Annotated in this window: 20 protein-coding genes and 1 other RNA gene; 19 read left to right on the forward strand and 2 right to left on the reverse strand. The window is 45.8% G+C overall.

What is annotated here, in order from left to right; all coding sequences use genetic code 11:
* Positions 1 to 3 precede the first annotated feature (3 nt).
* Positions 4 to 594, reverse strand: a complete 591-nt coding sequence (locus H5T88_03840; GenBank protein MBC7329471.1) for a TaqI family restriction endonuclease — start codon at positions 592 to 594, stop codon at positions 4 to 6.
* Positions 595 to 620: 26 nt separating this feature from the next.
* Positions 621 to 1,784, reverse strand: a complete 1,164-nt coding sequence (locus H5T88_03845; GenBank protein ID MBC7329472.1) for an N-6 DNA methylase — start codon at positions 1,782 to 1,784, stop codon at positions 621 to 623.
* 129 nt (positions 1,785 to 1,913) lie between these two features.
* Between H5T88_03845 and ffs the strand changes: the two genes are divergently transcribed.
* The 19 genes from ffs to H5T88_03940 all read left to right on the forward strand — a co-directional run bounded on the left by ffs (position 1,914) and on the right by H5T88_03940 (position 26,825).
* Positions 1,914 to 2,180: signal recognition particle sRNA large type (gene ffs, locus H5T88_03850), an RNA gene on the forward strand.
* A gap of 93 nt (positions 2,181 to 2,273) precedes the next feature.
* Entirely contained in the window at positions 2,274 to 3,281 is a 1,008-nt protein-coding gene (locus H5T88_03855) for an exo-alpha-sialidase (GenBank protein MBC7329473.1), read from the forward strand.
* 67 nt (positions 3,282 to 3,348) lie between these two features.
* A complete protein-coding gene (locus tag H5T88_03860; GenBank protein MBC7329474.1) occupies positions 3,349 to 4,113 on the forward strand; it encodes a sugar phosphate isomerase/epimerase in 765 nt (254 codons plus the stop codon).
* 5 nt (positions 4,114 to 4,118) lie between these two features.
* Entirely contained in the window at positions 4,119 to 5,225 is a 1,107-nt protein-coding gene (locus H5T88_03865; protein ID MBC7329475.1) for a Gfo/Idh/MocA family oxidoreductase, read from the forward strand.
* Between the two features lie 16 nt (positions 5,226 to 5,241).
* A complete protein-coding gene (locus tag H5T88_03870) occupies positions 5,242 to 5,433 on the forward strand; it encodes a tautomerase family protein (protein ID MBC7329476.1) in 192 nt (63 codons plus the stop codon).
* Positions 5,420 to 7,156: a DNA polymerase III subunit gamma/tau gene (gene dnaX / locus H5T88_03875; protein ID MBC7329477.1), complete on the forward strand. Its 1,737-nt coding sequence runs from the start codon at positions 5,420 to 5,422 to the stop codon at positions 7,154 to 7,156. The genes H5T88_03870 and dnaX overlap by 14 nt, the downstream gene beginning before the upstream one ends.
* Positions 7,157 to 7,556: 400 nt before the next feature.
* Positions 7,557 to 9,032, forward strand: coding sequence for a rhamnulokinase (locus H5T88_03880; GenBank protein MBC7329478.1), 1,476 nt, complete (start codon positions 7,557 to 7,559; stop codon positions 9,030 to 9,032).
* Positions 9,029 to 9,697 (forward strand): adenine nucleotide alpha hydrolase, encoded by a 669-nt coding sequence (locus tag H5T88_03885; GenBank protein ID MBC7329479.1) that lies wholly within the window; start codon positions 9,029 to 9,031, stop codon positions 9,695 to 9,697. The genes H5T88_03880 and H5T88_03885 overlap by 4 nt, the downstream gene beginning before the upstream one ends.
* A gap of 18 nt (positions 9,698 to 9,715) precedes the next feature.
* Positions 9,716 to 11,029 (forward strand): alpha-glucosidase/alpha-galactosidase, encoded by a 1,314-nt coding sequence (locus H5T88_03890; GenBank protein ID MBC7329480.1) that lies wholly within the window; start codon positions 9,716 to 9,718, stop codon positions 11,027 to 11,029.
* A 474-nt stretch (positions 11,030 to 11,503) separates the two neighbouring features.
* A complete protein-coding gene (locus H5T88_03895; GenBank protein MBC7329481.1) occupies positions 11,504 to 14,749 on the forward strand; it encodes a beta-galactosidase in 3,246 nt (1,081 codons plus the stop codon).
* Complete coding sequence (locus H5T88_03900) at positions 14,746 to 17,775, forward strand: beta-galactosidase (protein MBC7329482.1); 3,030 nt, start codon at positions 14,746 to 14,748, stop codon at positions 17,773 to 17,775. Before H5T88_03895 ends, H5T88_03900 begins: the two co-directional genes overlap by 4 nt.
* A gap of 6 nt (positions 17,776 to 17,781) precedes the next feature.
* Positions 17,782 to 18,945 (forward strand): DUF1343 domain-containing protein, encoded by a 1,164-nt coding sequence (locus H5T88_03905; protein ID MBC7329483.1) that lies wholly within the window; start codon positions 17,782 to 17,784, stop codon positions 18,943 to 18,945.
* Between the two features lie 323 nt (positions 18,946 to 19,268).
* Complete coding sequence (locus H5T88_03910; GenBank protein ID MBC7329484.1) at positions 19,269 to 19,769, forward strand: Holliday junction resolvase RecU; 501 nt, start codon at positions 19,269 to 19,271, stop codon at positions 19,767 to 19,769.
* Entirely contained in the window at positions 19,747 to 20,817 is a 1,071-nt protein-coding gene (locus tag H5T88_03915) for a tetratricopeptide repeat protein (GenBank protein ID MBC7329485.1), read from the forward strand. The genes H5T88_03910 and H5T88_03915 overlap by 23 nt, the downstream gene beginning before the upstream one ends.
* Positions 20,801 to 22,348, forward strand: coding sequence for a tetratricopeptide repeat protein (locus tag H5T88_03920; protein MBC7329486.1), 1,548 nt, complete (start codon positions 20,801 to 20,803; stop codon positions 22,346 to 22,348). Before H5T88_03915 ends, H5T88_03920 begins: the two co-directional genes overlap by 17 nt.
* On the forward strand, positions 22,345 to 22,893 hold the full coding sequence (locus H5T88_03925; GenBank protein ID MBC7329487.1) for an epoxyqueuosine reductase QueH: 549 nt from the start codon (positions 22,345 to 22,347) through the stop codon (positions 22,891 to 22,893). The genes H5T88_03920 and H5T88_03925 overlap by 4 nt, the downstream gene beginning before the upstream one ends.
* A 6-nt stretch (positions 22,894 to 22,899) precedes the next feature.
* On the forward strand, positions 22,900 to 24,345 hold the full coding sequence (locus tag H5T88_03930; GenBank protein MBC7329488.1) for an alpha-N-arabinofuranosidase: 1,446 nt from the start codon (positions 22,900 to 22,902) through the stop codon (positions 24,343 to 24,345).
* Between the two features lie 23 nt (positions 24,346 to 24,368).
* On the forward strand, positions 24,369 to 26,438 hold the full coding sequence (locus H5T88_03935; protein MBC7329489.1) for a beta-galactosidase: 2,070 nt from the start codon (positions 24,369 to 24,371) through the stop codon (positions 26,436 to 26,438).
* A 69-nt stretch (positions 26,439 to 26,507) separates the two neighbouring features.
* Positions 26,508 to 26,825 (forward strand): hypothetical protein, encoded by a 318-nt coding sequence (locus H5T88_03940; protein ID MBC7329490.1) that lies wholly within the window; start codon positions 26,508 to 26,510, stop codon positions 26,823 to 26,825.
* Positions 26,826 to 26,881 lie beyond the last annotated feature (56 nt).

The raw sequence follows: 26,881 nt of genomic DNA on the forward strand, positions 1-26,881 counted from the left end.
ATGTCAATTCCAGATCGATCTCTTCATTTTCTCCAAATCGTAAACCGCATAAAGGATAGGAACGATTTTCCTTTTCGTTTTACCAGCTCTTGCTTCTTTCCTCTCGCTTATCTTAGCAATCTGAAAGCATATGTCGTTAACCATCGCATCTATTCCTCTCGCATCCAGCTCAGCATCGCATATCAATGGCAAGTTCAAATTCTTTTTTGAGGCTACATATTCAAAAACATAACAAAAATCGAGCTGGGTGAGAAGAGAAACCCAAGTTCTATACATCCTCGCCTTAAATCCTTTCTTGAACCAATCGTTTTCTTCCAGCCGTCTGTTAAAATAGTATCTTTTAAATTTCTCTAAAGCTTCTTTTTTCTCAGGAATGGTGTTTATCTCGGTCCAGAAATTTTCAAACCAATCCTCAAAGCTGAGAAATTCTCTCTTTTCCCAATAATATTTAAAGATTGATTCAAGCGGAAGGATTTCTTTATAAAGGTTTTGTTCCACCCATTTAACGTCCCTTAACTCTTCCCTGTATTTATCCAACGGGATGCTCTCTAAGAATCTGCGAAACCTCTCGAAGTCGGTTAAATTGTCAATCATCTCAGCACTTTCCTTATCTCCTCCCATCAATTCCTAGTAGGCAAAGGGATGTTCTCCAATTGGGTTATGCTTAGATGGTAAGTTATTTCCCTATACACTTCTTTGACATATCTTGATACATATTCGGAGTTTAAATATTCCACAACTTCTCTTTCATTCATATCAAATGTAAAGAGACTGTTTTTTCTTATGAGATGGTAGACATCTCCCATCCAGGGATAGCCTTTATGGTCGTAGCCAGCAGCCACCTTCCCGCCTTCCCGGAAGCCCAATCCCACAACAATATGAGGCAAGCCGAAGAAAGCCCTTAATTTCTGTATTTCATTCGCTTTTATCCAATAACCTGTATAGTTCTCGTAAATAACTTGATTACGCTTTAGATTTCTCCCATTTAATATGGGGAGAAAATCCGGGGAAGGTGGGTTATCGCTTTTGACTATCAAGGGATTGTTTTTTATTTCGGGCGTGCGAGGTGATATACGGACATCATATATCTCCCCTAAGCGATATTTACACAAGCTTTCCATTTTTTTCGTCCAATCTGTCTCAAAAGTGATAACCTCGCCCTGCCAATTCGTCCTTAATTTTATCTGCTTTATCTCCCCGTCTTCGTATTCGAAAAGCTCCAATCTATGGGCGAATTTGGGGGATTTAATGTAGTTTAGAATAACGCAAGCGACATCTGCTTCCGGCTTAAACACCTCTGCTCCGAGATAAATAATGGCGGTTCCACCATTTTGGGAGAGAAAGCCCCTCAACTTTTTGAACTCATCCAATATCATAAATGTAGCCGGCACGATGAAAATAAGTTGTCCATTCTCTCTGAGAAGTTTCAGGGATTTCTTTATAAGTGCAGAGAGATAATCGGCTATTTCCTTGTTTATTTCAACGCCAAAAAGCCTCGCCTTCTCATAAAGCAAAGGAAAATTTCTCTTAATCCCTATTAGAAATTGAGCTAAGCCACAGGCTGGTTCAAGGATGTTTATTTCTCTATTAGAAAATCGTTCTCTGTCTATCAAGCTCACCATCAAATCAACAATGTATTGGGGGGTGAAGAATATCCCGTAATCCTTTCTGATGGACTTAAGCCTATCAGGGAAGGTAGTTTGAGAAGAAAGATAATGCCTGATCGCTTCCTCCTTTATCAAAATATATTCATCAGAAGATAGCTCGTATTCCTTTTCTTCCATATTGTTATGATAAATCATACCATAAAAGCCCAACGAGAGCAATAAATTGGGAATGTTATTAAAGGTGATTTGAATATCCATCAGCCTTGACTGACCTTTTCTTGATGGCTATAATTTTCATGCTCTCGGCTGCGCTAGGCGGGGAGCCGGCGGTGCCCTGAACCCGAAATCCGCCTATGCGGGGCTGAATTCCCACCAAGAGCTCTTCCTTTGTGGTAAGGGTCCTTTCCAGAGGCGATGAAGGTCGGGTCCCGATGGCGAGTTCCCGCTCCAAACCCCGCCAGGTCCGGAAGGAAGCAACGGTAAGGAGATGGGAAAGCGCGCTCGGCAAACCTGGCTGGAGCCAGAAGGGAGGAATATCCTGCTGGAAAGGAAGTAGCGAAGGTGGGTGCGCAGCCGAGGGCTCTTAAAATGAAAAGCTTTTCCTTTAAACTATTCTATCTGTTCGTCCTTGCAATTCTGCCCTCTCAAGGAAGGGAGGCGTTCCCAATGCAAGAGAAGATGATAAAGGGGGAAAAGATAATCGCCGTAAGGGGAGGAGGATATTTCCCTGTTTTGATAAAGTTGAAAAACGGTGAACTGGCAGCAGTCGTTAGAGGCGGCGCTCCCCATCTCGGCGTAGGTGGAAGGCTTGATTTGATTAAATCAAAGGACGGAGGTAAAAGTTGGTCTAAGCCGAAAACAATCGCAGATATCCCTCCCGATTCCCGCAATCCCGCCTTCGGACAAGCCAGGGATGGCACTTTAATCCTCGCCTTCGCTGTGACAGGTCCCTATGAAAACGGTCAATTCACAACCAAAACACAGGAATATTCCGTTTGGATTACGCGCTCCTTTGATAATGGGGAAACTTGGGAGAAGCCCCAAAAGCTCGACATTTCTCCCCTCCAATACGGTTCACCCTATGGGAAAATAGTCCAATTATCCGATGGCACTCTCCTTATGAATATTTACGCATGGAATGATGAAATGAAAGAGGTTTACAGCTATGTCTTCCGCTCAAAAGATAATGGAAGGACTTGGGGTGAACCGACATTGATTGCCCCTCATTACGATGAAACCGCCCTCCTTCCTTTGCCAGATAACAGAGTTTTAGCTTTCCTAAGAGATGAGAAAAGCTCTGGTCTTTGGCAGAGCGTATCAAATGATGGCGGGCAAAGTTGGAGCGAGCCAGTGAGGTTAACAGAGGGTCCAAGGCTTCCCGCCGATGCCATCCTCCTCAAAAGCGGGAACATTTTGCTGGTCTATGGAAGACGTATCCCTCCCTATGGGGTTGAAGGAATGATAAGCTACGATAAAGGGAAAACCTGGGATAAGGAAAGGGTTTTTCTCCTGGAATGGGGAGCGAAGAACGCGGACTGCGGATATCCCAGTTCAGTTCAACTGGATGATGGAAAGATAGCGACGATTTATTATGGGGTAGAGCATATTGATTATCCCGAGTTAAAAGAATACGCTATTTGCGTTCGCTATGAGGAAGAGGATATTAAAAATTAGTTGCCAAAATTCTTTAGCGAGTTTAAAACTATGAGAGATAAAAATTTCAAGAAAGGAGAGATGTAAGATGTCTAAACCAAGGATTGCACTTCAGCTTTATTCCGTGCGTGATGATTGTCAAAGGGAGTGGGAGAAGACGATTGAAGCGGTAGCGAAGATGGGTTATGAGGGAGTAGAGCTGGCAGGCTACTACGATAGGAGCGCCGAGGAATGGAGAAAGCTACTGGATAGCCTCGGCTTGGTTGTAGCGGGGGCTCATATCCCTCTGGATTCCCTTCTTGGGGATGAATTCAAGAAGACGGTGGAGTTCCACAAGATATTGGGGAATAAAAACCTTATTGTTCCCTGGATACCACCCGAGAAATTCAGCACGAAGGAAGCGATTCTGGAGACGGCGAAGCTCTTCAACGAGTTGGCAGAGAAGCTGAAGGCAGAGGGAATGAGAACTGGCTATCACAATCACTCCGCCGAGTTTCAACGAATCGATGGGGAGATGATATGGGATATCTTCTTCGGAGCCACCTCCCCCGATGTGATTATGCAGTTGGATACGGGCAATGCTATGCATGGAGGAGTGAGTGCCGATGAGGTTATTGAGTTCATAAGAAAATATCCCGGAAGAGCGATAACCGTCCATCTGAAGGAATATTCCGCAACGAACGATAAGGCTCTCATAGGTGAAGGGGATATGAAGTGGAAGGAGTTCCTCTCCCTCTGCGAGACCGTTGGCGGAACGGAATGGTATATAATTGAGCAGGAGAGCTACGCCTACCCACCCCTCCAATGCGTTGAGCTCTGCCTAAAGAACTTGAAGAAGATAATGGAGGAGTAAGCTATATGGCTGAGGAGAAGGTAAAAATTGGTATAATTGGCGTTGGACAAATCGGAAAGCATCATATAGAGAATTACAAGCGGATTCCTGATGTTGAAATCGTAGCTATAGCGGATATAAACGAAGCGGAAGCGAAGAGGGTCTCGGAGGTCTATGGAATACCCTATTATTACACCGATTTCCGCGAGCTCCTTAAAAGGGATGATATAATCGCTGTTGATGTTTGCCTCCATAATAACCTCCATATGCCAGTGACCGTGGAAGCCCTTCAGGCGGGCAAGCATGTCTACTGCGAGAAACCAATGGCGGGTTCCTATAGAGACGCAGAATATATGTGGCAAGCTTCTCAGGAAACGGGCAAGATGTTGAGCATTCAGCTTTCCACCCTCTTCTCCCGGGAAACGAAGGTAGCGAAGACTCTCATAGATGAAGGGAAGCTCGGTAAAATATACTTCGCCCGCTCAACAGGCTTTCGGAGGAGAGGACGCCCCTATGTTGATGGCTATGGAACATATTATTTCGTTAAGAAGGAATACGCTGGTGGCGGCGCCCTCTACGATACCGGCGTTTACAATATAGCCAACATCCTCTATCTCGCCGGAAACCCAGTCGTTGAGAGAATCTCCGGGAAGATTTTCCAAGAGACACCCATGGACGAGAAACGAAGAGAGATTAGCGGATATGATGTGGAAGAGCTCGCCGTTGGATTGGTGAAATGTAAGGACGGATTCACTTTGGATATAATTGAGGCATGGGCTATTCATCTTGACAATTTTGAGAGCTCATTTATCGTAGGAAGCTCGGGAGGGATAAGGCTTCATCCCTTCGGCTTCTTCACAAGCGAGGGCGACCTATCGTTCAACTTCTCAGTAGATTTAGGAGAGGCTGATTGGCGCTGGCACACACTCAGGGAAAACGCCGACGCTTATGATAGCCCTCAACAGCACTGGGTAGCAGCCCTTAAGGGAAGAGTGCCTCTCCTTCCCACAGCCGAGCTCGCCCTAAATACTATGCTTATCTCCGAGGGGATTTACCTCTCCAATGATTTGGGGAGAGAGGTAACCGCCGAGGAAGTCAGGCAGCTTTCTAAATCAACCGCTTTAAAGGTGTAGGAAAGGAGGTGAGCGAGTGCCGAATATCTACATAGAGGGTCCACCTATAAAGGATTTGGATAAGAAAAGGAAATTGGTCGCTGCGATAACGGATGCGGCAGCTGAGGCTTTTGGCTTGCCAAAGGAAGCGATAATAGTCACCATAAGGGAGAATCTCCCCGAGAATGTCGCCATCGGAGGGAGGTTGATCATAGATAGAGGCAGATAATCAAAAGGAAAAAGAAGAAAAGCACAAGGCACTTTACACGAAGTATCGCCCAAAAAGATTTGAGGAAGTAGTTGGGCAGAGACACATAGTTCAAACGCTGAAAAACGCCGTAGCGAGCGGGAACATCGCTCACGCCTATCTCTTCTGTGGTCCAAGAGGGAGCGGAAAGACTACCACTGCTCGCCTTTTAGCTATGGCACTTAATTGCGAGCAAGGTCCTGCTCCCGAGCCCTGTGGTAAATGCGAGATGTGTAGAGCAATCCACGAGGGAAGGGCAACGATGGATGTAATAGAGATGGACGCTGCTTCAAGCACAAGCGTTGATGATGTAAGGGAACTAAGGGAAACTGTCAAGCTCGCTCCCGCCCATGCGCGCTACAAGTTTTACATAATAGACGAAGTTCACAGGCTCTCCCGTTCCGCCTTTGACGCCCTCTTAAAGACGATAGAGGAACCTCCTCCCAACGTCATTTTCGTTCTCGCCACAACGGAACCGAACAAGGTGCCTCCCACGATTGTTTCCCGCTGTCAGAGATTTGATTTCCGACGAGGAAGCGATAAGGAAATAAAGGATTACCTTAATAGGGTATGTAAGGGAGAGGGCATAGAAATTGAGGATTCCGCCCTCTCCCTCCTCGCCGAGCAAGCAGAGGGAAGCTGGCGAGACGCTTTGTCACTTCTGGAACAGGTGTGGGCGTATACCCAGAATAAGAAGATAGATGTTCAGGATGTGGAAGAGGTATTGGGGATTGTTGAGGCGGAAACGCTGTCTCGTTTCCTTCGTGCCGTTGCCGAAGGAAGGTTCGCGGAGGGAGTAAAAATAATTGAGGAAGTGCTAAATAAGGGAAGGGACCCGAAAGAGTTCTTGAAAGCTCTCACCAATCGCTTGAGGGAACTTCTTTTGATAAATATGAGAGCGGAATCCCTTTTGGAGACCGAGAAGAGAAGCCAACTGCGAAGGGAAGCAAGCTATTTCTCCCCAGATGTTCTCATTAAAATGTTGGAGGAATGTTTTTCAAGCGAGAGCTGGCTCAGGCTTTCCCCCTCTCCTCGCCTCCCTTTGGAGATGCTCTTGGTAAGGCTCATCCAGATAGGTGGGAAGTGGGAGGAAATCAAAGAAGGGAGGTTGGCTGTGGAAGAGGAGGCTGAGGAAGTTCCCCCTGAAGAGGTCTCCACTGAGGAGGTATCGGAGGAAGAATTGGGGGAAGAAGAGCGAATAGGTGCGGAAGAGGAAGGCGTAAGCGAAGGTGTAGCGCTGGAAAAAGAGGAAAAAGAAGAGCTTGAGGAAGTTCCAGCACCAAAGGTAGTTGAAAGTATAGATATTGAGACGATAAAGCAAAAGTGGGATGAGGTAGTGGATACAGCGATGGCGGAGGAAGAGCATACGCAGTTGGGCGTCATCTTGAGTCAAGTAAAGCCTATTTCCATAGACGATAAGTTCTTCACAATAGGCTTCCCTAAAAGCAAGGAGTTTTTGAAGAAGAACTTGGAAAGAAACGGAGAGAAGCAAGAAAAGTTATTGGTTATTTTGCGGACTGTATTTCCTGGCTTCTCGCAGAAGATAAAGGCTGTGCTTGTAGAGGAGGAAGAAGAGAAGGGCGAAGAGGGCAAGGTGGAGGAAGAGAGAAGAAAGGCGGAGAGAAAAGAGAGAAGCAAAAGGCAGGAAAGCGAGGAAGGTAAACTTTTCCGCAGCGTTTTTCCCGAAGCACGGCGAATCCGCTGATGTATAATTCCATAACATTTGAGACTCCCCAGGAGCTCTCTCATATTGCTTTGACTATACAGCCCAATGGAGTATTCACCTCCGTTATCCGTTTGAACACACCCTAATTTTTAGGTGTTCTTAAGAACAACGGTTGCTTCGGTGGAAATCTAAGCCGGCAAAAAAGTTAAATACCCTTCATAGAGGGTGTGGAGCAAATCTATAAGCGTTTTACATAACATTTTTCCAAGGGCTCACCATTCTGAGACGATTTCGTCTTTCAGAATCCTGCTTTCAGTAGTTATGAACTTATTAAGGTATCGCCAATGATGTCATTCTGTACTAAAGGTTTTTAAAATCCCTTGATTTAAACCAGCTTTTCTTTTATATATTTTCTAACAAATCTCTGGAGGTGTTGGCTATGTATCCATTTCTCGCCCTTGATTTAGGAGCGGAAAGCGGAAGAGGTATGCTCGGTTTCCTTGAGGAGGGAAAGTTTAGGCTTGAGGAAATCCACCGCTTCCCCAACGGTCCTGTGAGGGTTGGAGATAGCCTCTTCTGGGATGTCCTTCGCCTTTGGGAGGAAGTGAAAACGAGCATAAAACTTGCTGGTCAAAAATATGGAGGATTAAGCGGTATCGGAGTTGATACCTGGGGCGTGGATTTCGCCCTCCTCGGTAGAGGAGATGTTCTCCTCTCCAATCCCTATCACTATAGGGATAAACGCACCAATGGAATGCTTGAAGAAGCATTCAACCGAGTTCCAAAAGAGGAAATCTATTTCCGCACGGGAATCCAATTCATCCAGCTCAACACCCTCTACCAACTATTGGCGATGAGGGTGGAGAACTCTCCTATCCTTGATATCGCTGAGACATTCCTTATGATGCCCGACCTCTTCAACTTCTGGTTGACGGGCGTAAAGGCAAACGAGTTCAGCGAAGCCACTACCTCCCAGTTCTATAATCCAATCAAGGGAGATTGGGATAGAGAGCTCCTTGAGAGGATGGATATACCGAGCCATTTCCTCCAAAAAATCGTCCCCTCAGGAACGGTTTTAGGAGAGCTTCTTCCCTCCGTTAGCGAAGAAGTAGGTTTGAAGGGCGTTCCTGTTGTCGCGGTCGCCTGCCACGATACGGGCTCCGCAGTCGCAGCCGCTCCTGGAGAGGGCGACGATTGGGCTTATATAAGCTCTGGCACATGGATGCTTATGGGGGTAGAGGTAAAGGAGCCCATAATAAATCAAAAGAGCTTTGAATTGAACTTCACAAACGAGGGAGGCGTGGGTGGAACCTTTCGCTTCCTCAAGAATATTATGGGGCTCTGGCTGATTCAGGAATCAAGAAGAACTTGGGCGAGCAGAGGGGAGGAATATACCTATGGCGAATTGACGAAGATGGCGGAGGAAGCTCGTCCCTTCTCGGCTATAATAGAGCCCGACAATCCCGTCTTCCTTCCGCCGGGAGATATGCCCGCCCGCATAGCAGAATACTGCAAGAAGACGGGTCAGGAACCTCCCCAAACGAAGGGAGAGCTTGTGCGCTGCGTATTGGAGAGCCTTGCCCTGAAATGCAAATGGGTGTTGGAGAAGCTGGAGGATATGCTGGGAAGGAGATTGAACAGAATCCATATCTTTGGCGGCGGCTCCCAGAACACTTTGCTCTGCCAGCTGATTGCCAATGCCACGAACAGGCTCGTCTATGCAGGACCAGTGGAAGCCACGGCTACCGGCAACGCCCTGGTCCAAGCCCTTGCCCTTGGCTACATCAAGTCCCACGAGGAAATGAGGACGATAGTGAGGAACTCATTTGAGGTCAAACCCTATGAACCAGTCCATACCAGCGATTGGGACATAGCATACGAGCGTTTCCTCAAGCTGATGGAACAAATCCAATGAAAGAGAGGATAGTCCTCGCTTGGAGCGGGGGCAAGGATTCCACCTTAGCCCTCTACGAGCTCGTCCAAGAGGGAGAATACGATATCGTAGCCCTTCTATCAACGATTACGGAAGGTTATGACAGAGTGAGTATGCACGGAGTGAGAAGAGAGCTGCTGGAGAGGCAGGCGAGCGCTCTTGGCTTCCCTCTTGACATAGTTTTCATACCCCAAAATTGCACGAACGAGGAATACGAAAGGCGGATGGGAGAGAAGATGATTTTCTTCAAGGAAAAGGGAATTAGAAAAGTCGCCTTCGGCGACATCTTTCTTCAAGATGTGAGGGAGTATAGAGAAAGGAATCTTGCGAAGGTGGGGATGGAAGGGGAATTTCCAATCTGGGGAAGGGATAGCGGAGAGCTGGCGAGGAGATTCATCAAATTGGGTTTCAAGGCAGTGATAACCTGCGTAGATGGAGAGAGATTAGCGGGTGAACTTGTGGGAAGGGAATTTGACGAGGATTTCCTCTCCTCCCTACCCTCCGACATAGACCCCTCGGGAGAGAACGGCGAATTCCATACCTTCGTCTACTCAGGACCACTCTTCAAAAGTGCGATTGCCTTCCAGAAAGGCGAAATCGTTTTCCGTGAAAACCGCTTCTATTTCTGCGACTTAGTGCCAGTTTAAAAAGGAGGAGGATTGTAAATGAAAGATAAGAAGCTGAAAATCGTTGTTATTGGAGCGGGAAGCGCGTCGTTTGGGTTGAGCACGCTTTCCGATTTCTTTCAATCGCCATTAATGAGAAATGCTGAGCTCGTTCTCTGTGATATCAATGAGGAGAAATTGAATCTTATGAGTGAGCTCGCAAAACGCCTCAAGGAAACAGTCAACTTTCAGTGCAAAATAACTTCCACAACCGATTATAAAACCTCTATTGATGGCGCCGATTTCGTGATTACTTCTGTTGAGAAAAGGAGAATAGAATCTTGGAAAAAAGATTGGGAAATTCCCCAAAAATTCGGCGTCAAGCAGGTGCTGGGAGAAAACGGCGGACCAGGCGGTATGTTCCACGCCTTCCGTACTATCCCCATCCTCTTGGATATCGCAAAGTCTATGGAGGAGAAATGCCCAAACGCTTGGCTAATAAATTTCTCCAATCCCCTCCACTGTAATATGCTCGCTATCTATCGCTACAGTAAAATTAAAGCAATTGGACTCTGCCACGGATTACGCGGGGTCCTCTATCAGCTCTCCGATGTTATGGGCGTTCCCTATGAGTCACTTTCCGCTATCGCCGGTGGCTTCAATCACTTCACCTGGATTCTGGAGCTTCGCTTTAAGGAAAACAATAAGGACGCCTACCCCCTATTGAAAGAGAAACTTTCCCAACTCCCCCACCCTCCTCAACCTTTATCATACCTCCTCTTCCAAAAGCTCGGACTATATCCATCGCCCGGCGATAACCACATAGGAGAATATTTACCTAACTCCTTGGTTGAGGAATGCTACCCTTGGGAGGAGACAAGGGATACATTCTGGCGTTTCAACTTTGAGGGAGACGAGGAGGGAAGGAAAAGGCTAAACTCCCTGATAAATAAAATAATCGCTGGGGAAGAGAGCCCAAGTGTTCTGCTCCAGCATAGGTCTGGCGAGAGGGCGATTGATATTGTTGAGGCAATAGTTGAGGATAAAAGGGAATTTGAGATAGCTGTTAACATCCCCAACAAAGGGTTCATTGACAACCTCCCAGATGGCATAGTTGAGGTGCCTACGGTTGTGGGGAGAGATGGTCCCGAAGGGTTGAATATCGGGAAGCTTCCCAGGGCGATAGCAAGCCTCTGCCAGAGGCAGATGGACATCCAGGAATTGATTGTTGAGTCCGCAGTAACGGGTTCAAGGAAATTGGCAATTCAAGCTCTGCTCATAGACCCCGTAATCCCTAACGCCCGCACAGCGGAGTTAGTCTTTGATGCCCTCTACGAAGCCCATAGTGATTTGCTCCCTACTTTTGCTCCGTAATGGCAATACCTACTATCTGGCGATAGGTCGTATCATCCCGAATAGATTGCCTCTTCGTTCCGCTCCTCACATTTAGGGGTATAGGTTTTAGTTACAATTCCTTCCGTAGGGGGATAAGAACCCCACTGTCATTGCGAGTCTTCTGCGAAGCAGAAGGCGTGGGAATCTCGTATTTAATCATGGCAGGAATGAAATTGGCAAGTCATCCTTTGTCGGTCTCGCGTCTTTGGATATAGATTTTTATATGAGACATTCTGATTCATCATTTTTATTTATTTTTCAATAACTTTTACCCATGCCAGCAATGACAACATGACGGCTTGTCATTTCATTGCGAACTCGCCTTCGGCGGGCTCGCAACTATTGTTGATATTGAAATTCGTCATAGGTTTATACACTAATTGACATACCCCTTTTAAACCTTGATAATTTTTAATGCTCGTTCAAAAGCACTCAGAAAAAGGAGGGTTTTATATGAGAAGATTTGTCCCTATCCTCTTGATTCTCCTTTCCTTTTCCCTGTTCAGCGGAGAATCGCGCAGGTTTTTATTGTTCAATTTTGAGCACCCTTTCTTCTCTTTTTCGGAAGGTAGAGGCGATAGGGGTGGGAAAGGGAACTTCTCCATCGTTTCAAAGCCATCCTATAACGGCAAGCCCGTGGGGAAATTCTCCTATGATTTCTCCAGCACGGGAGAGGAAATAGGCTATGTTTACGCCCCCATAAACTGCGCCATCCCCCTGCCCGGTAAGCCCATAGCTCTCATCATCCCCATTTATGGCGATGCTTCCCAACATACATTTGCTTATCGCTTCGTTGATAAAACGGGAGAGGTCTTTCAGGGTGGCATTGGAGCAATAAATTGGAAAGGATGGAAAGAAGTAAACCTCCAACTAACCGAGCAGGCGACCTTCTCTTGGGGTGGAAATAACGACCATAAAATAGATTATCCAATCCGTCTCTCCCAATTGATAATAGACAAAAACTCCAACTCCCTACCCTTGAAAGGGGAAATCTATCTTGGCGATTTTTATATCCAGACGGAAGATGTAAAGGCTGAAGAGCTCTTCCTAATAGATATCAAAGCTGATAAACCCCAAATGATTTATAAGTCTGGCGAATCCGCTGTTCTTTCTTTAATAGCCTTAAATAGGGGTGAAGAGACAAGGAATATTTCTCTAACCATTGAGGCAAGGGATTTCTTCAAGACTCCGATATTGTTGAAGGATGTTAATTTGAGCGTCCCTCCCCAATCTTTGAGGAGCTCTTCTCTTAAAATTCCCTTACATAAACTCGGTAGCTATATTGTAAATGCGAAGGAGAAAGGTGGAAGTTGGGAAAAACAGATTGTTTTGAGCGTCCTCCCTCCTTTTCGCAAAGGTAAGTTGGATATCACCTCTCCTTTTGGAATAAATGGTCACATCCCCAACGAACGAGAGCTCTATATGATGGAGAGGGCGGGGATAAGATGGTGTAGGATGGATTTCCTCTGGGAGATTAACGAGCCCGAGAAGGATAAATTCAATTGGAAGACCTTTGATGAGGTCTTTGCAAATGCGAAAAAGCACTCTGTCTATCCTCTCCCTATCCTCTGCTACAATTCCTCTTGGGGAAGCAAGAAGTCAGAAAATGGAAGTGGGACGGTTCCCGATTTGAATAACTGGATTCCGTATGTAAAGGAATCTGTGAGAAAATACAAGGATTTCGTTAAATTCTGGGAGGTTTGGAACGAGCCTAACATAGGTTTTTGGACGGGAACTTTGGATGAATACGCCGAACTTTTGAGGGAAACTTATAAAGCGATAAAGGAGGTAGATAGAGAAGCAAAAGTGGCCATGGGAGGAACAGCGGGCACAGACCTCCGCTACATTGAGGAGCTTTACAAGAGAAATGTTCCCTTTGATATTGTTAACATCCATCCCTATGGCTATCCAACGCCACCGGAGAAATTCCTAGAGGGGCAGATTAATGCCTGCAGGGAGCTTATGAGGAAATACGGAGACGAGAAAAAGCCAATTTGGATAACGGAATACGGCTGGCCTAACCACATCGCTCCAAACGGAGTTGATATAATTACTCAAGCTAATTATATTGTGAGGGCTTTCGTGATTGCCTTGGGAGCGGGCGTAGAGAAGATATTCTGGTATGATTACCAGAACGGTCCTGACCCATATTACAATGAGCATAACTTCGGGATTGTTTATATGGGAGATATACCCAAACCCTGCTATGTCTCACTATCAACAATGACTCGCCTCTTGGAAGGGAAAAAATTTCTCAAGAAACTGGATATGCCAGAGGATTGTTACGCCTATGTCTTTCAATCAAAAAACAAAGAGGAAACAATAGTCATGTGGGCTATGGAGGAAAAGGAGGTCGCATTTAATTGGAAGGGGAAAGGGAGATTAGTGGATTTGATGGGGAACGAAAAGCCGGTTTCCTCCGATGGACTATTTAAGGTAAAACTTTCCCCTAGCCCCGTCTTCCTCATATGTAAGGGCGATAACTTACCCAGCGTAGCATTTCGCTGGGAAAAGAGCGCTATTGAGCTTATGCCACTTGAACCGACTTCCGATGCTCTGATAATCAAGTTAAGCTCACCTCTCAAAATTTCCGTTTCCTTCACAACACCCAAAGGAATTGAGGTCTCGCCTTCTTCTTGGAGTGCTAATCTCAAGAAGGGCGAATGGAAAAAGAGCTTCAATTTCTTGGTCAAGGCAGTTCCGTTTGGGAATTATGAAGTAATAGCAAATATAAAGGTCGGCGGACAGACCTTTAAGCTTAGCAAGAAGCTAACCGTTATCTCTCCTTACAGACTTTGGCTCATCCCCTCCCCTCTTGAGCAAAGCCTGAAGATAAAGGTGAAAAATCTATACAAGAAAAATAAAGCGGAAGGACTTGTAGCCTCATTGCAAACCCCATCGGCTATCTTGAAATATCTCTCCGCCTACTTCCCTATAATGAAGCCTGGCGAGGAATCAACTCAGAGCGTTCCCCTGTTCCTTGACCTTTCGGATGTTCCATCGGCTTTCAATATAAGCGTTAATCTGAAGGATAAGAACAGCGTAGCTATGCATTATCAAAGAAAGGTTTCGTTCTTCACGATTGAGAAAGCAGAGAGCAATCCCCTCGACCCCTCCAATCCCCAATGGGAGAAAATCACGGGAATAGTGCTTGATAAAAAGGATTTTTATCAGAAGCTAAACCAGGATTGGAAAGGGCAAAATGACCTCTGGGTAGAAGGAAAGTTCCTGTGGGATGAGGAGAACTTCTACATTAAGCTTGCCGTCATTGATGATGTGTTTTTCAACAATTACCCTCCTGAGGGTATTTGGCAAGGGGATAGTGTCCAATTCGCTATCGCTCCCAAAGGCGAGCATATGAAGGATGAGCCTTTCGTTCAGATAGATATAGGAAAGTCAAACGGAAAGGACATCGTGTTTAGAAGAGCTTTCGGTATGGATTTGAAGGAAGGAGTAATAGAGACGAAGGGAACGATGGTGATTGAGGGGAACAGAGCCGTCTATCTTTTCGCCATTCCCTGGAAGGAACTGGGGATTAAACCAACAAGTGGGCTAACCATCGGCTTCTCTTTCCTTGTGAACGATAACGATGGGAACGGGAGGAAGGGATGGATGGAATGGGGCAGAGGCATCGGCTTGGAGAAAAATCCCACCGATTTCTACGACCTCACATTAAAAGAAGGAGCTGAATTGAAATGAAGAAAATTATGATTTTGCTCCCCTTTTTCTATCTTTTAGGCTTCGGTAGCGAGTTGAGAATTCTTTCCTACAAACTGGAGAAAATTCAAGTAAGGGAAAATCTCGTTCCGAACCCGAGCTTTGAAGAAGCTCAACCGGGAACGAAAATCCCCGTTGGATGGATTTGGGATAAGCGAAACACTAATGCAACCTGCGAGATGGACGACAGCCGTTCTCATAGCGGAAAGTTCTCCCTCAAGTTCACTAATGGGACACCCTTCGGCGCCCACATCTATGGCACGATTTGGACTTCCCAGCCTATCCGCCTGACCCCTGGGAAAACATATACCTTGAGCGCCTATGTCCTATCCGATAACCCAGGGGTTGCATGGCTGGGAGGAGGACATAACTGGCAAATTCGCCTCTATCTACCCTCCAGCACAAATGGTGAATGGAAGAGAATCTGGATGACCTTCACGCCCTCTGAAGCGGATAGCGATTTCATTCTCCGCATTAACACCGATAGCCCAACGGAAGGATTCTGGGTGGATGATGTGAAATTGGAGGAGGGAGAACAACCAACTCCCGCATCTCAAATCAGCGAGCTCGGTATTGAGCCTGCCTTTGATACCTCCAAGGATATCTCTGGCGATGGTGAATTCTCCCTTCCTTTTATCGTTTATTCACCAGATGATAAGCAATCTTTCCTTTTTGTGGAGATGGGAGATTCTCCTTTATTCAAACAGGAAATCACCATCCCCCAAGGGACCTCTCTTCTTACTCTATCGGGAAATGCCCAGGGAGTGAGTGGGAGGAAAAGTTTGCGTATCGGCTTCTTGGAGGGAGATAAAACGCTGACCGCTTCCGAGTTCCCCCTCTCATTCATTTCCTCTTCCAATGCTGAATCCCGATTGAAGAAGGTTGAGGAAATGCTTCCCAACTTCAAGCAATCGCTTGAGAGACTGAAATCCAAGGGAGAGGATATATCTTATCCACTTGTAACCTACACTGTTCTTGAGAATTTCACTAAATACGCATGGGATGACTTGAATTATTATAACCAAAACAAAGTTGAATGGGTTTTAAAGAGGCTTCTTTATGCGATAGATGATATGGAGAAGATGAGCGAGAGATTGAGGAATCAGCTATCCGAGGCAGAAAAAGGAAGGCTTCGTTTCCCGAAAGTCCCTCGCTGGACGGGAGAGGAAAGACCGAAAATAGAGGGGAGTTCTTTCGTCGCTGCCACGAGAATTACCGGTTCTAAATCCATCCAGAGAAGACCGGTTTTCTTCACCGGCTACGGAGCCTTTGGGCAAGTTAGAGCGGACATTGAGAAGTTTCCCAACTACGGGATAAACATAATCCAAATAGAATTTGGTCCAAGCAGCATCTTTCCAAGGGAAAACGAGGTTTCCGATGCCCCAATAAAGGAAACCCTGGCGGTCTTGGATAGGGCTAAAAAGGCGGGAGTGGCGGTCAATCTTCTCATCAGCCCCCATTATTTCCCCGGATGGATGTTGGAAAAATATCCCGAATTGCGGAAAAGAAGAAGTGGGTTCTTACAATATTGTTTACACGCTCCCGAAAGCAAGGAGCTCCTTCTTCGCTATATTGAGACGATAATTCCTCCCTTAAAGAACCACCCTGCCCTGCACAGCATTTGCCTCACAAACGAGCCCGTCAATCTGGAGGAGCCCTGCGAGTATGCGATTAGGGACTGGCATAACTGGCTGGTGAATAAACATAAAGATATTGCAACTTTGAATAAACGCTGGAACGCAAACTATTCCTCTTTTGAGGAAATACCCTTGCCAAATCCATTCTCTCCAGATTTCAATCTCCAAACCCCCATAGGTATGGATTATGTTTTATTCAACCAAGAATGGTTTGCCGGCTGGCATAAGATGTTAGCTGATGCCATTCACAAAATAGCCCCCGATTTGCCTGTCCACGCCAAAGCCATGACCTGGACATTGGTTAACGATGTGGATGTTCGCTATGGCGTGGATGCAGAGCTATTCTCCCATTTCAGCCAGATAAACGGGAACGACAGCGTCAATTTCTATTCCCACTCTCAGGGGGAATTCGCTCAGGGATGGATTGGCAACCTCCTTCCCTACGACCTCCAGCGCTCTATGAAGAATGTACCCATATTTAATAGCGAGAACCACATAATCCCTGATAGGGAAACCCGCTATGTGCCGCCCGAGCACATAAGATGCGCTCTTTGGCAGGAGGCAATCTACGGACAATCTGCAACGACGATTTGGGTCTGGGAGAGAACATTTGACCCAAGAAGCGATTTCGCTGGTAGCATTATGCATCGCCCTTTATGTGCCGAGGCTGTGGGAATAGTGAATCACGACTTGAATCGCCTCGCCGAGTATGTCCGAGATATTCAGAACATCAAGCCAAAAGTCTTTATCATTATGAGCAATTCGGCGAAAGTCTGGGATATGGGTCGTTATTCAGATTGTCTCGGCAAGCTTTACACCGCCTTAACCTTCTCGGGTGTTAAAATCGGATTCATCAGCGAAAGACAACTGGAAAGAGGAGAGCTTCCCTCAGCGAATATAATTTTTATTCCGGATATGCTTCATATATCGGATAAAGCCTTTGAAGGTTTGAAGAAATTTAAGGGCAAAATCGTTTTGCTCGGCGAAGGGGAACTCCTGAAATTTAACGAATACAATCGGCAAAGAAGCGAGCGATTGGAGGGTGAAAGAATAGCCTACCGCTATGGTCAGACGACTTGGCTTGACCTCTGGGTTAACCTCCGCCCAAAGTTACAGGATTGGGGAGTTGAACCATTAGTGGAAGTCGTTGATAATAGCGGCAAGCCAATCTGGGGTGTCGCCTGGCTATGCGCGCCCAGCAAGAAGGGAATCCTCGTTAATATTTGCAATTACAAAAACGAAAAAGTGATGATAAAATTAAGGAAGGCTGGAGATAGGGCTATTGACCTCATAACTGGAGAGAAAATCTCTCCCTCCAATCTCGTTCTATCTCCCCTTGAATTTCGCCTTTTATTACTGGAAAGGATGTGATTAAAGTTGGCACCTCGCGGCCACCGACCGAAAGTTGCACTTGGAGTGGATGTTTTCCTTGAGGAGGACGCGGAAAAGTGGAAGGGAAAAAGAATTGGCTTGATAATAAATCAAGCAAGCGTTACGACGACTCTGATGCCCACCTTGTGGGCATTCTTGGAGAGGGGGATGCATGTCTCGGCAGTATTTACGCCCGAACATGGCTTGTTCGGCGAAGCACAGGCGGGAGAGAAAGTTTCTTCTTCCATTGATGAAGCCACCGGCATACCAGTTTATAGCCTTTATGGTGATACGAAGAAGCCAACGCCGGAAATGCTTGAGAATGTTGATGTTCTCATCTATGATTTGCCCGAGATAGGAGCGAGATACTCCACATACATCGCAACCATGATTCTCGCTATGCACTCCGCCTCTGAGAAAGGAATACCCTTTATCGTTTTAGATAGACCAAATCCCATAGGCGGTAAGCGAGAAGGTAATGTATTGGATATAAAATTCCGTTCTCCAGTAGGTTCCCTCCCCATACCCAATCGGCATGGACTAACACCAGGCGAGTTAGCTATACTTGCGAGAGAGGTTTATTCTGTTGATTTGGAGCTTTTGGTTATCCCTATGATAGGTTGGAGAAGGCGAATGTTCTACGATGATACGGGTCTAATTTGGATAAATCCGTCTCCGAATCTTCCCAATTTAGAAAATGTTTGGCATTATCCAGGCGCTTGCCTTCTTGAGGGAACCAATGTTTCCGAGGGTAGAGGCACGACAAAGCCCTTTAAAATATTGGGAGCTCCTTGGATAAGGGGCTATGAGTTGGCAATGGAGCTTAACTCAAACAGTGAGGGGGTGTTCTTTCGGGAAGTGAGATTCGTTCCCACTTTCTCAAAATATAGAGGGGAGCTATGTCAAGGCGTAGAGGTTCACATTTTGGACCCAAAGATGGATGTTTTCACCCTCTATATATTCATCCTGCAAACTATAAAGGTTATGTACCCAGAGAAGCTTGAATGGATAAAGAGCGAGGAGAAATATGTTATTGATTTCCTTGCGGGAACGGACGAAGTGAGAAAAACAATTGAAAAATTCGGCAGTTTCTCCAATATATTAGAGACTTGGTCAGAAAAATTGGAGAGTTTTTCTAAAGCAATTAAGCCCATACTCCTTTACGAATGATTTAAAAGGCGAAATTGCGAGGTCTGAACCTTCTTGTCGTTGCTGGTATGGATAAAGGTCTTTGAAAAAATGAAGAAAAATGATGAATCAGATTAACAATGGCTCATAGAAAAATCTATACCCATGAATGTGAGTCCGACAAAGGAGGGTCTGGCAATTTCATTCCTTAGCTACGATTAAATACGAGATTACCACACACCGCGGGCAGGCTCATCCGTGAGATTTTCAGAAATTCGCGCCTTTGTCATTAATAAATCCTATATGTTATGGAATTATACACTTTATAGACAAATCAATAAAAAGCGTGTTATAATAAACTTAAGATGAAGAATATCTTTGAGAAAGAGTTTCTCTATTCTCTGAAAACCCTGTCCTTTTGCCATTATTACAAGGTTCCCTCGCCACCACCTCGCAATCGTTTTACTCGTTTCTATACTCCCCGTCCCTACGACTTTTTCCTTCTCAAAGATGGCGTCTTCTGCGCCATTGAATTGAAATATACAAATAAAGAAAGTTCCTTCCCTCTCGTTAAATTCAAACCCTATCAACTAAAAGCCCTCAAAGAGGCAAAGGAAAATGGTGGATTAGCTATAATCGTCATAAACATAAGACAAAGAAATCCCAGGAAAATCTCCGCTTATGCCTTTGACATAGAGGAAATAGAAAGCCTCATCTTAAATGGCAAATCCTCTATTCCCAAGGATTATCTACTTTCCGGCTACCAACTCTTAAGGGAGAAGCCAGAGGGAAAGAGATATATCTGGAGGGTTGACCTCCTTTTCCAACATTTTTTGGAGAGAAATGCACTGCCCACACTGCGATAAGGAAATTGATAGAGGACTGCTCTCCTGCCCCTTCTGCGGGGGAGAGATTAACTCCCCCGTAGAAGACTGCTTGGAGAGGGCGATAACGCTTATTGACGAGGAGAGAAGAGATGAAGCAACGGAGTTTCTCAAGGAGGTGCTGAATCGCTATCCTAATAACGCTTCAGCCCATTCCCTTCTCGCCTCCCTCTATGAGGAAGCCAAGGATTATCCCTCCGCCATTTACCACTATCGCCGCGCCGTGGAGATAGACCCGGAAAGCGAGGCAGAGAAAAGGAAGCTTGAGCTTCTCACGGGAGAGAAATTCACTCCCTCTCGCCTTCCCCTCCTACCCCCCGCCCTCGCTCTACTGGGAGTTCTATTCATAGTCTTGATAATCACCTCACTCCCCAGGAAGAGAGAAATCCCTTCTTCTCTAAACAATCAACTGATGACAAATCAATGGCAATATCCACCCTATAATCAATTTGAGATGCCCTACTCTTACTACCCGAATCTTCCCCAAAGCGAGAATGTCCTCGCCCAACCAAATATCCCCCAAACTGTTAATCTACCAGCTCAACTCACCACCCCTCGTCCCTCCGCTTCCCCAACGAGAAAATCCCCAAACTCAACTGCGCCTCCGCCTCCTCAGGAGCAAATCACCAACCAACCCTATAATCCTCCAGTTAACATTATCATTCAGCCGACCTCACCGCCTCCAACAAACCTGCCATCCGAAAGGAAAAGCAAGATAATCGTCAGCGTTAAGAAAGTTCCTCCTTCCTTTGAGGGGCTCTTTTCTCAGGGCATACGGAAGATGAACGAAAAGGCTTTTGACGAAAGCGAGAAACTCCTCCGTCAAGCACTTGCACTTGCTCCAGCGGATAGGAAGGGAGAAGTTCACCTTTATTTGGCGCTTTCTCTGAAAGAGCTGGGCAAATTGGAGGAGGCGAAGGCAGAGTTCGAGACAGCCGAGAACCTTTTATCCAGTCGCAACGACCCATATTCCCGTCAACTTCTGGAACTGGCGAAAGAAGGGAGGCGCTTCTGTGAGGAAAGGCTTTAAAACCCTTCTGCTCGTACTTTTCTCCCTCCCCCTACTGGCAAAAGAGCCTGTTTCCCTTTTACTCATCCCTATTTCCCCTTGGGGAAAAGCGGGTGGCTTAGAGTCCGCTTATATCACCACCCAGAATATTCGTCAAATCCTCCTTTCATCTGGATGGTTTTCCGTTACCCTTTTCAATCAATACTCTCCCCAGGTTACGCAAGCGGTGGACCAGGGGGTTATAAAGGATATTGAGGCAAGAAATCCGGAGAAAAACCCCCAAAAAATAGGGGAACTCTTCGGTGTGGATATGGTTTTATGGGGTAAAATAACGAAAATAGAGGAGAAAGATGCGCCTCCTCAGGCTAGCATTGAAATAGATGTGAACATATTAGAAGTAAAAACGAAGCAAAAGGAAAACTTTAAATTGAAGGGAGAGGCAAAAGGGGAAGAGAATACGGCGAAAAGAGTGGTATTGGAAAGGGCAATCCTCAGTGCCTGCTACTTCCTGCAAGATAGATTGATTGGAAGGGAGATAGGGTCTATATCTGAAGAGAGGCAGAATAAGGCAAAAGATATGTTGCAAGAAGCTGAGAAGCTCATCTCCGTGGGAAAGGAAACGGAGGCGCTAGCGAAATTAGATGAAGCCTCTCTCATAGACCCCGGCAACGAGGAAATTTATGTGGCTTTGGGCAACTGCTATTTAAAAATCGGTGATTACAGGCGAGCTGATAGACAATTCAGAATTGCTTTGAGCTTGAACAGGCGAGATGAAAGGGCATATATCGGATTGGCAAAGGCATTAAAGGGGAGGAATTTGAGCAGCGCCGCGATAGCCCAGCTCAGGCTTCTCCTCTACTTTTTCCCCAAGAGCAAGGATGGGAAGCTCTTGCTAGCCCAATATCTGCGGGAAGAAGGCGATATTGAAGCGGCTAATCAATTGCTACAAGAATTGGCGAGGGATTACCCCGATGACCCTCAATTGCTTTGGGAGTTAGGGCAAAGCTACTTGGGTAGAGGACAATTACAAAGCGCATATGCTTATCTAAAAGCCTCTTTTAGCAACGAGCCCTCCTTAGAGAAAGCTGAAACTGTTGTCAAATTGTCACTTACTTTGGAAAGATACAAGGAAGCTCTTTCCCTCTTGAAGAAATGGATTGGAATTGCGAAGGATAAAATGACGCATAGCGCCTACATAAAGATTATGAACTGCGTTGATGAATTTCTTGATAAGAAGCTCAAAACTTGGACAAATGTCAGAAACGGGTTAGTTGCGGGGAAGATAACGAGAGAAAAGGCAACGGAGATTTTGACCGAGGAGGAAAGCGAGATAGGGATATTGAAAAACTCCATAGAGCAAATCAATCCTCCTTCGGACTTCAAGAAATCTTTTTCATCCCGCCTATTTGCCATAACAAGCATACAAAGTGCCTTTGTAGCCCTCCACTCCTATGTGGAAGGCTTGGGAGATGACAAGCTCCAGCTCTCTGATATACTAATAGATAGCGCTAAAAGAGACCTCGCATTGGCTAAATTCCTTGAAACAAAATGAAGGTCCTCCTTCATACTTGCTGTGCTCCCTGTGCAACCTATGTGGTTAAAACCCTGAGAGAAGAAGGATACGAACCCGTTCTCTATTTCTTTAATCCAAATATTCATCCTTATGGTGAGTTCCTTTTAAGAGAAGAGGCTGTTAAGATTTTTGCGGAAAAAGAAGGATTAGAGGCGATTTATGAAGGTTACGGTTTACGCCAATTTCTCAGGGAGGTTGTTTTCCAAGAGGATAACCGCTGTCCAATCTGCTATTTCATCAGGCTGAAGGGAACCGCCAATTACGCAAAAGAACACGGAATTCCTATTTTCACCACCACCCTCCTCTTAAGCCCCTATCAAAATCAGGAGCTGATAAGGAAGATAGGCGAAGAGTTAGAGAAAGAGACAGGTGTGAAATTTCTTTACAGAGACTTTCGTCCCGGCTATTATGAATCAATAAGGCTTTCAAAGGAGCTCGGGCTATACAGGCAAAAGTATTGCGGATGCATTTACAGCGAGGAAGAAGCTTTGAAACAAAGAATGGAAAGGAAAAAAGGGAGGTGAAATAGTATGTTTAGACCACCTTATTCAAAGATTCTCTTTGCTATTTTCTCCTCAATTCTATTATCATTTGCACAGAAAGGAGATGAGACGAAAGTGAGGATTGATTTAACGAACATCATCGGGGAGATAAACCCCAACATCTACGGTCATTTCATTGAGCACTTGGATAAATGCATCTATGGAGGGATTTGGAAGGGAAACGATTTCAACTACAAGGTCATAGATTTAATAAAGGGGCTGAATCCTCCCATAATGCGCTGGCCTGGGGGAAATTTCGCCTCCGGCTATCATTGGATGGATGGAATCGGACCTATTGAAAATAGACCAAAGAAATACGACCTCGCCTGGCGCACCACCGACCCCAACACCTTTGGAACAGATGAATTCATCAAGCTCTGTAGAATGGTCAATTGCGAACCCTATATATGTGTCAATATGGGCTCTGGAACAGCAGAGGAAGCAGCTAATTGGGTTGAATATTGCAATCTCCCTGCGGGAGCATCCTATTACGCCGACTTAAGGGTTAAAAATGGCAACGAACAGCCCTACGGCGTGAAATATTGGGGATTGGGAAACGAGGTCTATGGCGATTGGCAAATAGGTCACACCGATGCCCATACCTATGCCCTCAACGCAAGGGAGTTCTCAAAGAGGATGAAATGGGTGGACCCATCAATTAAGACAATAGCGGTGGGATGCGATGACCCTCAATGGAACTGGGAGGTATTGAGAATCGCCGGTCCCTACATAGATTATATCTCTCTTCACGAGTATTACGACCATCCCGATTATTACGAGAGAGTTGCCTCCCCTCTGGCTGCCGAGAGAAGCCTCAAGAGATTAGCGGCGACCATTCTCGCAGCAACGGGAGACAACAGGATAAAGATTGCCTTTGACGAGTGGAATTTATGGCGTCCCCATGGTTTGGTTTCCGCCCTCTTCTCCGCCGGTATATTCAATGGCCTCCACAGACTCTGCAAGGATGTCCACATCGCCTGCCTTGCTCAACTGGTAAATGTCTTACCTTTGATAGTCGCTGATGAAAAGGGCGAAAGACCTACTCCCTCCTACTTCGTCTTCCAACTCTACCGCCAACACGCCGGTCCCCTCGCTTTGAGAGTTGATGTGGTTGGTGAAAGCTATACATCCCGTGCTTGGGGAGGAGAGATACAGGTTCCATTTGTAGATGTCTCCGCTACTTTAGATAAAAGCTCGGCTAAATTGACGATTTTCATCCTAAATAGAGATAAAGAGAAAAGCAGGGATTGCGAGATAAAGATTAGGGATTGGCAGGGGAAAGCGGAGGGACAGGTTTGGGAGCTTAATGGGAAGGATGTAGAAAGCGATGAGGTAGAAGTCAAAGAAAAAGGCAAAATCACCATTACACCTACCTTCAAATATACCGCTCCCGCCCACTCCCTCACGGTTATAGAATGTAAGCTGAACCTCTGAGCAGAAATTTAGTGAGCATCAACATGAGATGGATTCCCCTGGTTTTCGTCTTCGCCTTCCTCCTTTTGGGGATGGATAAAGAAGCGAAGAAAAGCGAGCTCCTTTTTTCGTTTGAAAACGAAAAAGAACTCCAGTTCATAATCGGGGCACCTCACCAAATCTCTTCAGAGCATGCCACACAAGGAAACAAAAGCCTTAAAATAGAGCTTTCGTCAGACAACCCTTATTTCACACTCACCGCAAAGGAAAAACCCTTTAATTTTCAAGATTTTGACAAGCTAAGGCTTGATGTGTATAGAGAGGGGAAGCCGATAACGATTAACTTGCGCATATTTGACAAAGCTGGCAATCGCTACAATTGCTGGTATTATCTACTTCGTCCCGGCTTCAATGTCGTTGAATATTCAATCTGGGGGATGAGTTCTTCCCTAAATATTTCCCAGATAAGGGAATTGACTTTCTATTCTGAAGAGCCAAGCGGAACGCTTTTTATTGACAATATTCGCCTCGTGAGCGGAGAAGAGGATGACAGCTGGCTCATCCCCAAAACACCTCCTAAACCCCTCCTCCAAACACCCGGGAACATGATAAAGAACGGAGATTTTGAGCTCGGTCTTCTTTATTGGGGCTCCTGGGGGCAATGGGATGGTGGCGAATACATTTTCGGGAGCGGTATAGGAGAAGACGCCTTCTCCGGTCGAGCATCAGCAGCGATAATATGCCAGAAGATAGGAAGGGGTGGAATTTATACATCGCCCTCCGCATTCTTCACCTTGAAGCCAGGAAACTATAAACTAACTTTTCATGCAAAAGGAAAGGGAGAAGGAGTGCGGATGTTCTGGATATTTCTCAAAATGCGGGAAGATGGAGTCAGCCTTGATGAAGCTATAACGGAAAATGCCCGTTCCGAAAGATTTGATGTTCCTTCTCAATGGACTAAATATGAATACGATGTAAAGGTCGTCAAAGAGATTGGTCCCCTTGCCCTGTATTTCTTCAATGTGGGAGACGGCACTCTATTCATAGATGGAGTTTCGCTCATAAGGGAAGGAGAAAAGCCCACAGAAGAGAAAATTACCCTAAAGAGAAAACCTAACAAGGTGGAAATTAAAGAGGGACGCGTCTTTTTAAATGGCAAACCCTTCTTTCCCCTCGGCTTCTATAACGCCGAGCCTGAGGCTTTAAAGGACACTGGTTTTAATCTGATTTGCCGAGACCCAGGACCAGGCATACCTGGGAGGGATTTTCTTGACCGCTGTGAGAAAAACGGTATTTTCGTATCCGTTAATTTAGAGGGAGTTTTAAGAGCCCATCTCCCCTGGCAGGTTCCGGAAGCCATAAAACCCCTTATGGACCATCCCGCCGTTTTCGCCTGGTATACCTGCGATGAACCAGACCATTCAAAATGGAATGTTCCACCTCCAGAGATGCGTTTAGCTACCCGATTAATCCATAAAGTTGACCCCAATCATCCCACTTGGACAGTAGTAATGCCTTGGGCTGATAGCAACATTTATCAATATGCGGACACAGTGGATATAATCGCAACCGATATCTACCCTATAATGGATGTCCATAGGGAGGTTATAAGGGTGGGGCAAGCTACAGATGTTTTGCGAAGAGCTGTAAAATGGCAAAGACCGGTATTTATAGTGACTGAATCATCAGCCCAGGCAACACCGGGAGAGGAATATGTTATGACATATCTTGCCATTACTCATGGTGCGAATGGCATCCTCTATTGGAACTACGAAGACGCAAGGCGAAATCCTCTCATCTGGGAAACGATGCTAAGAATTGGAAAGGAGATAAAGGCATTAACCCCCATTCTAACCGCATCAGATAGCAATAAGACGATAGAAGTGAATAACAAAAACATCCACATTCTCTTGAAAGAATATAAAGGCAAATACTACCTCATTTCCATAAACGCAAGCAGGGAATCGCAGAGCGATGTTAAGATTCTTTTGCCCTTCTTGAAAGGGCAAAAGAAAGGGAAAGTGTGGTTTGAGGAACGAGAGGTAAAAGTGGAAGATGGCGTTTTGAGGGATTCCTTCAGGGGATACGAGAGACACATATACGAGATTTTTTGAAAGTGAACAAAATCATTGTCCATTTCGTCTAAATATATGATATATCAAAAAACTTAAAAGAAAGGAGGGATGAAGATGAAGCGCTGGGCAGTTTATGGAGCTTTGTTGGCTGTGCTCCTCGCCATCGGGGTTCTCGCCATTACCCATGCCCTCGCCCAACCTGCCCAACAGCAACCCCGGATGCCGATGATGCCTATGCTCAGCGGGACAGCGATGACAGCTAATGCCGACTATGTTTACATCGTTTGGATGGGCACTCTCTACCAGTTCGATGCCAAGACGCTCCAGCAGAAAAACAAAGTCGAGCTGCCACGCCCAGAGATGCCGCGTATGGGTGGCGGTCAATTTGGACCCGGCGGTGGTCAGTTTGGACCAGGCAGACAGTAGCGAGTTAAGAAGAGGAGCATAATATGGGTGGGCAGATTGCCGATGTCGGCAATATG

The organism is bacterium (genome assembly GCA_014360495.1).
Classification (GTDB): Bacteria; Armatimonadota; JACIXR01; order JACIXR01; family JACIXR01; genus JACIXR01.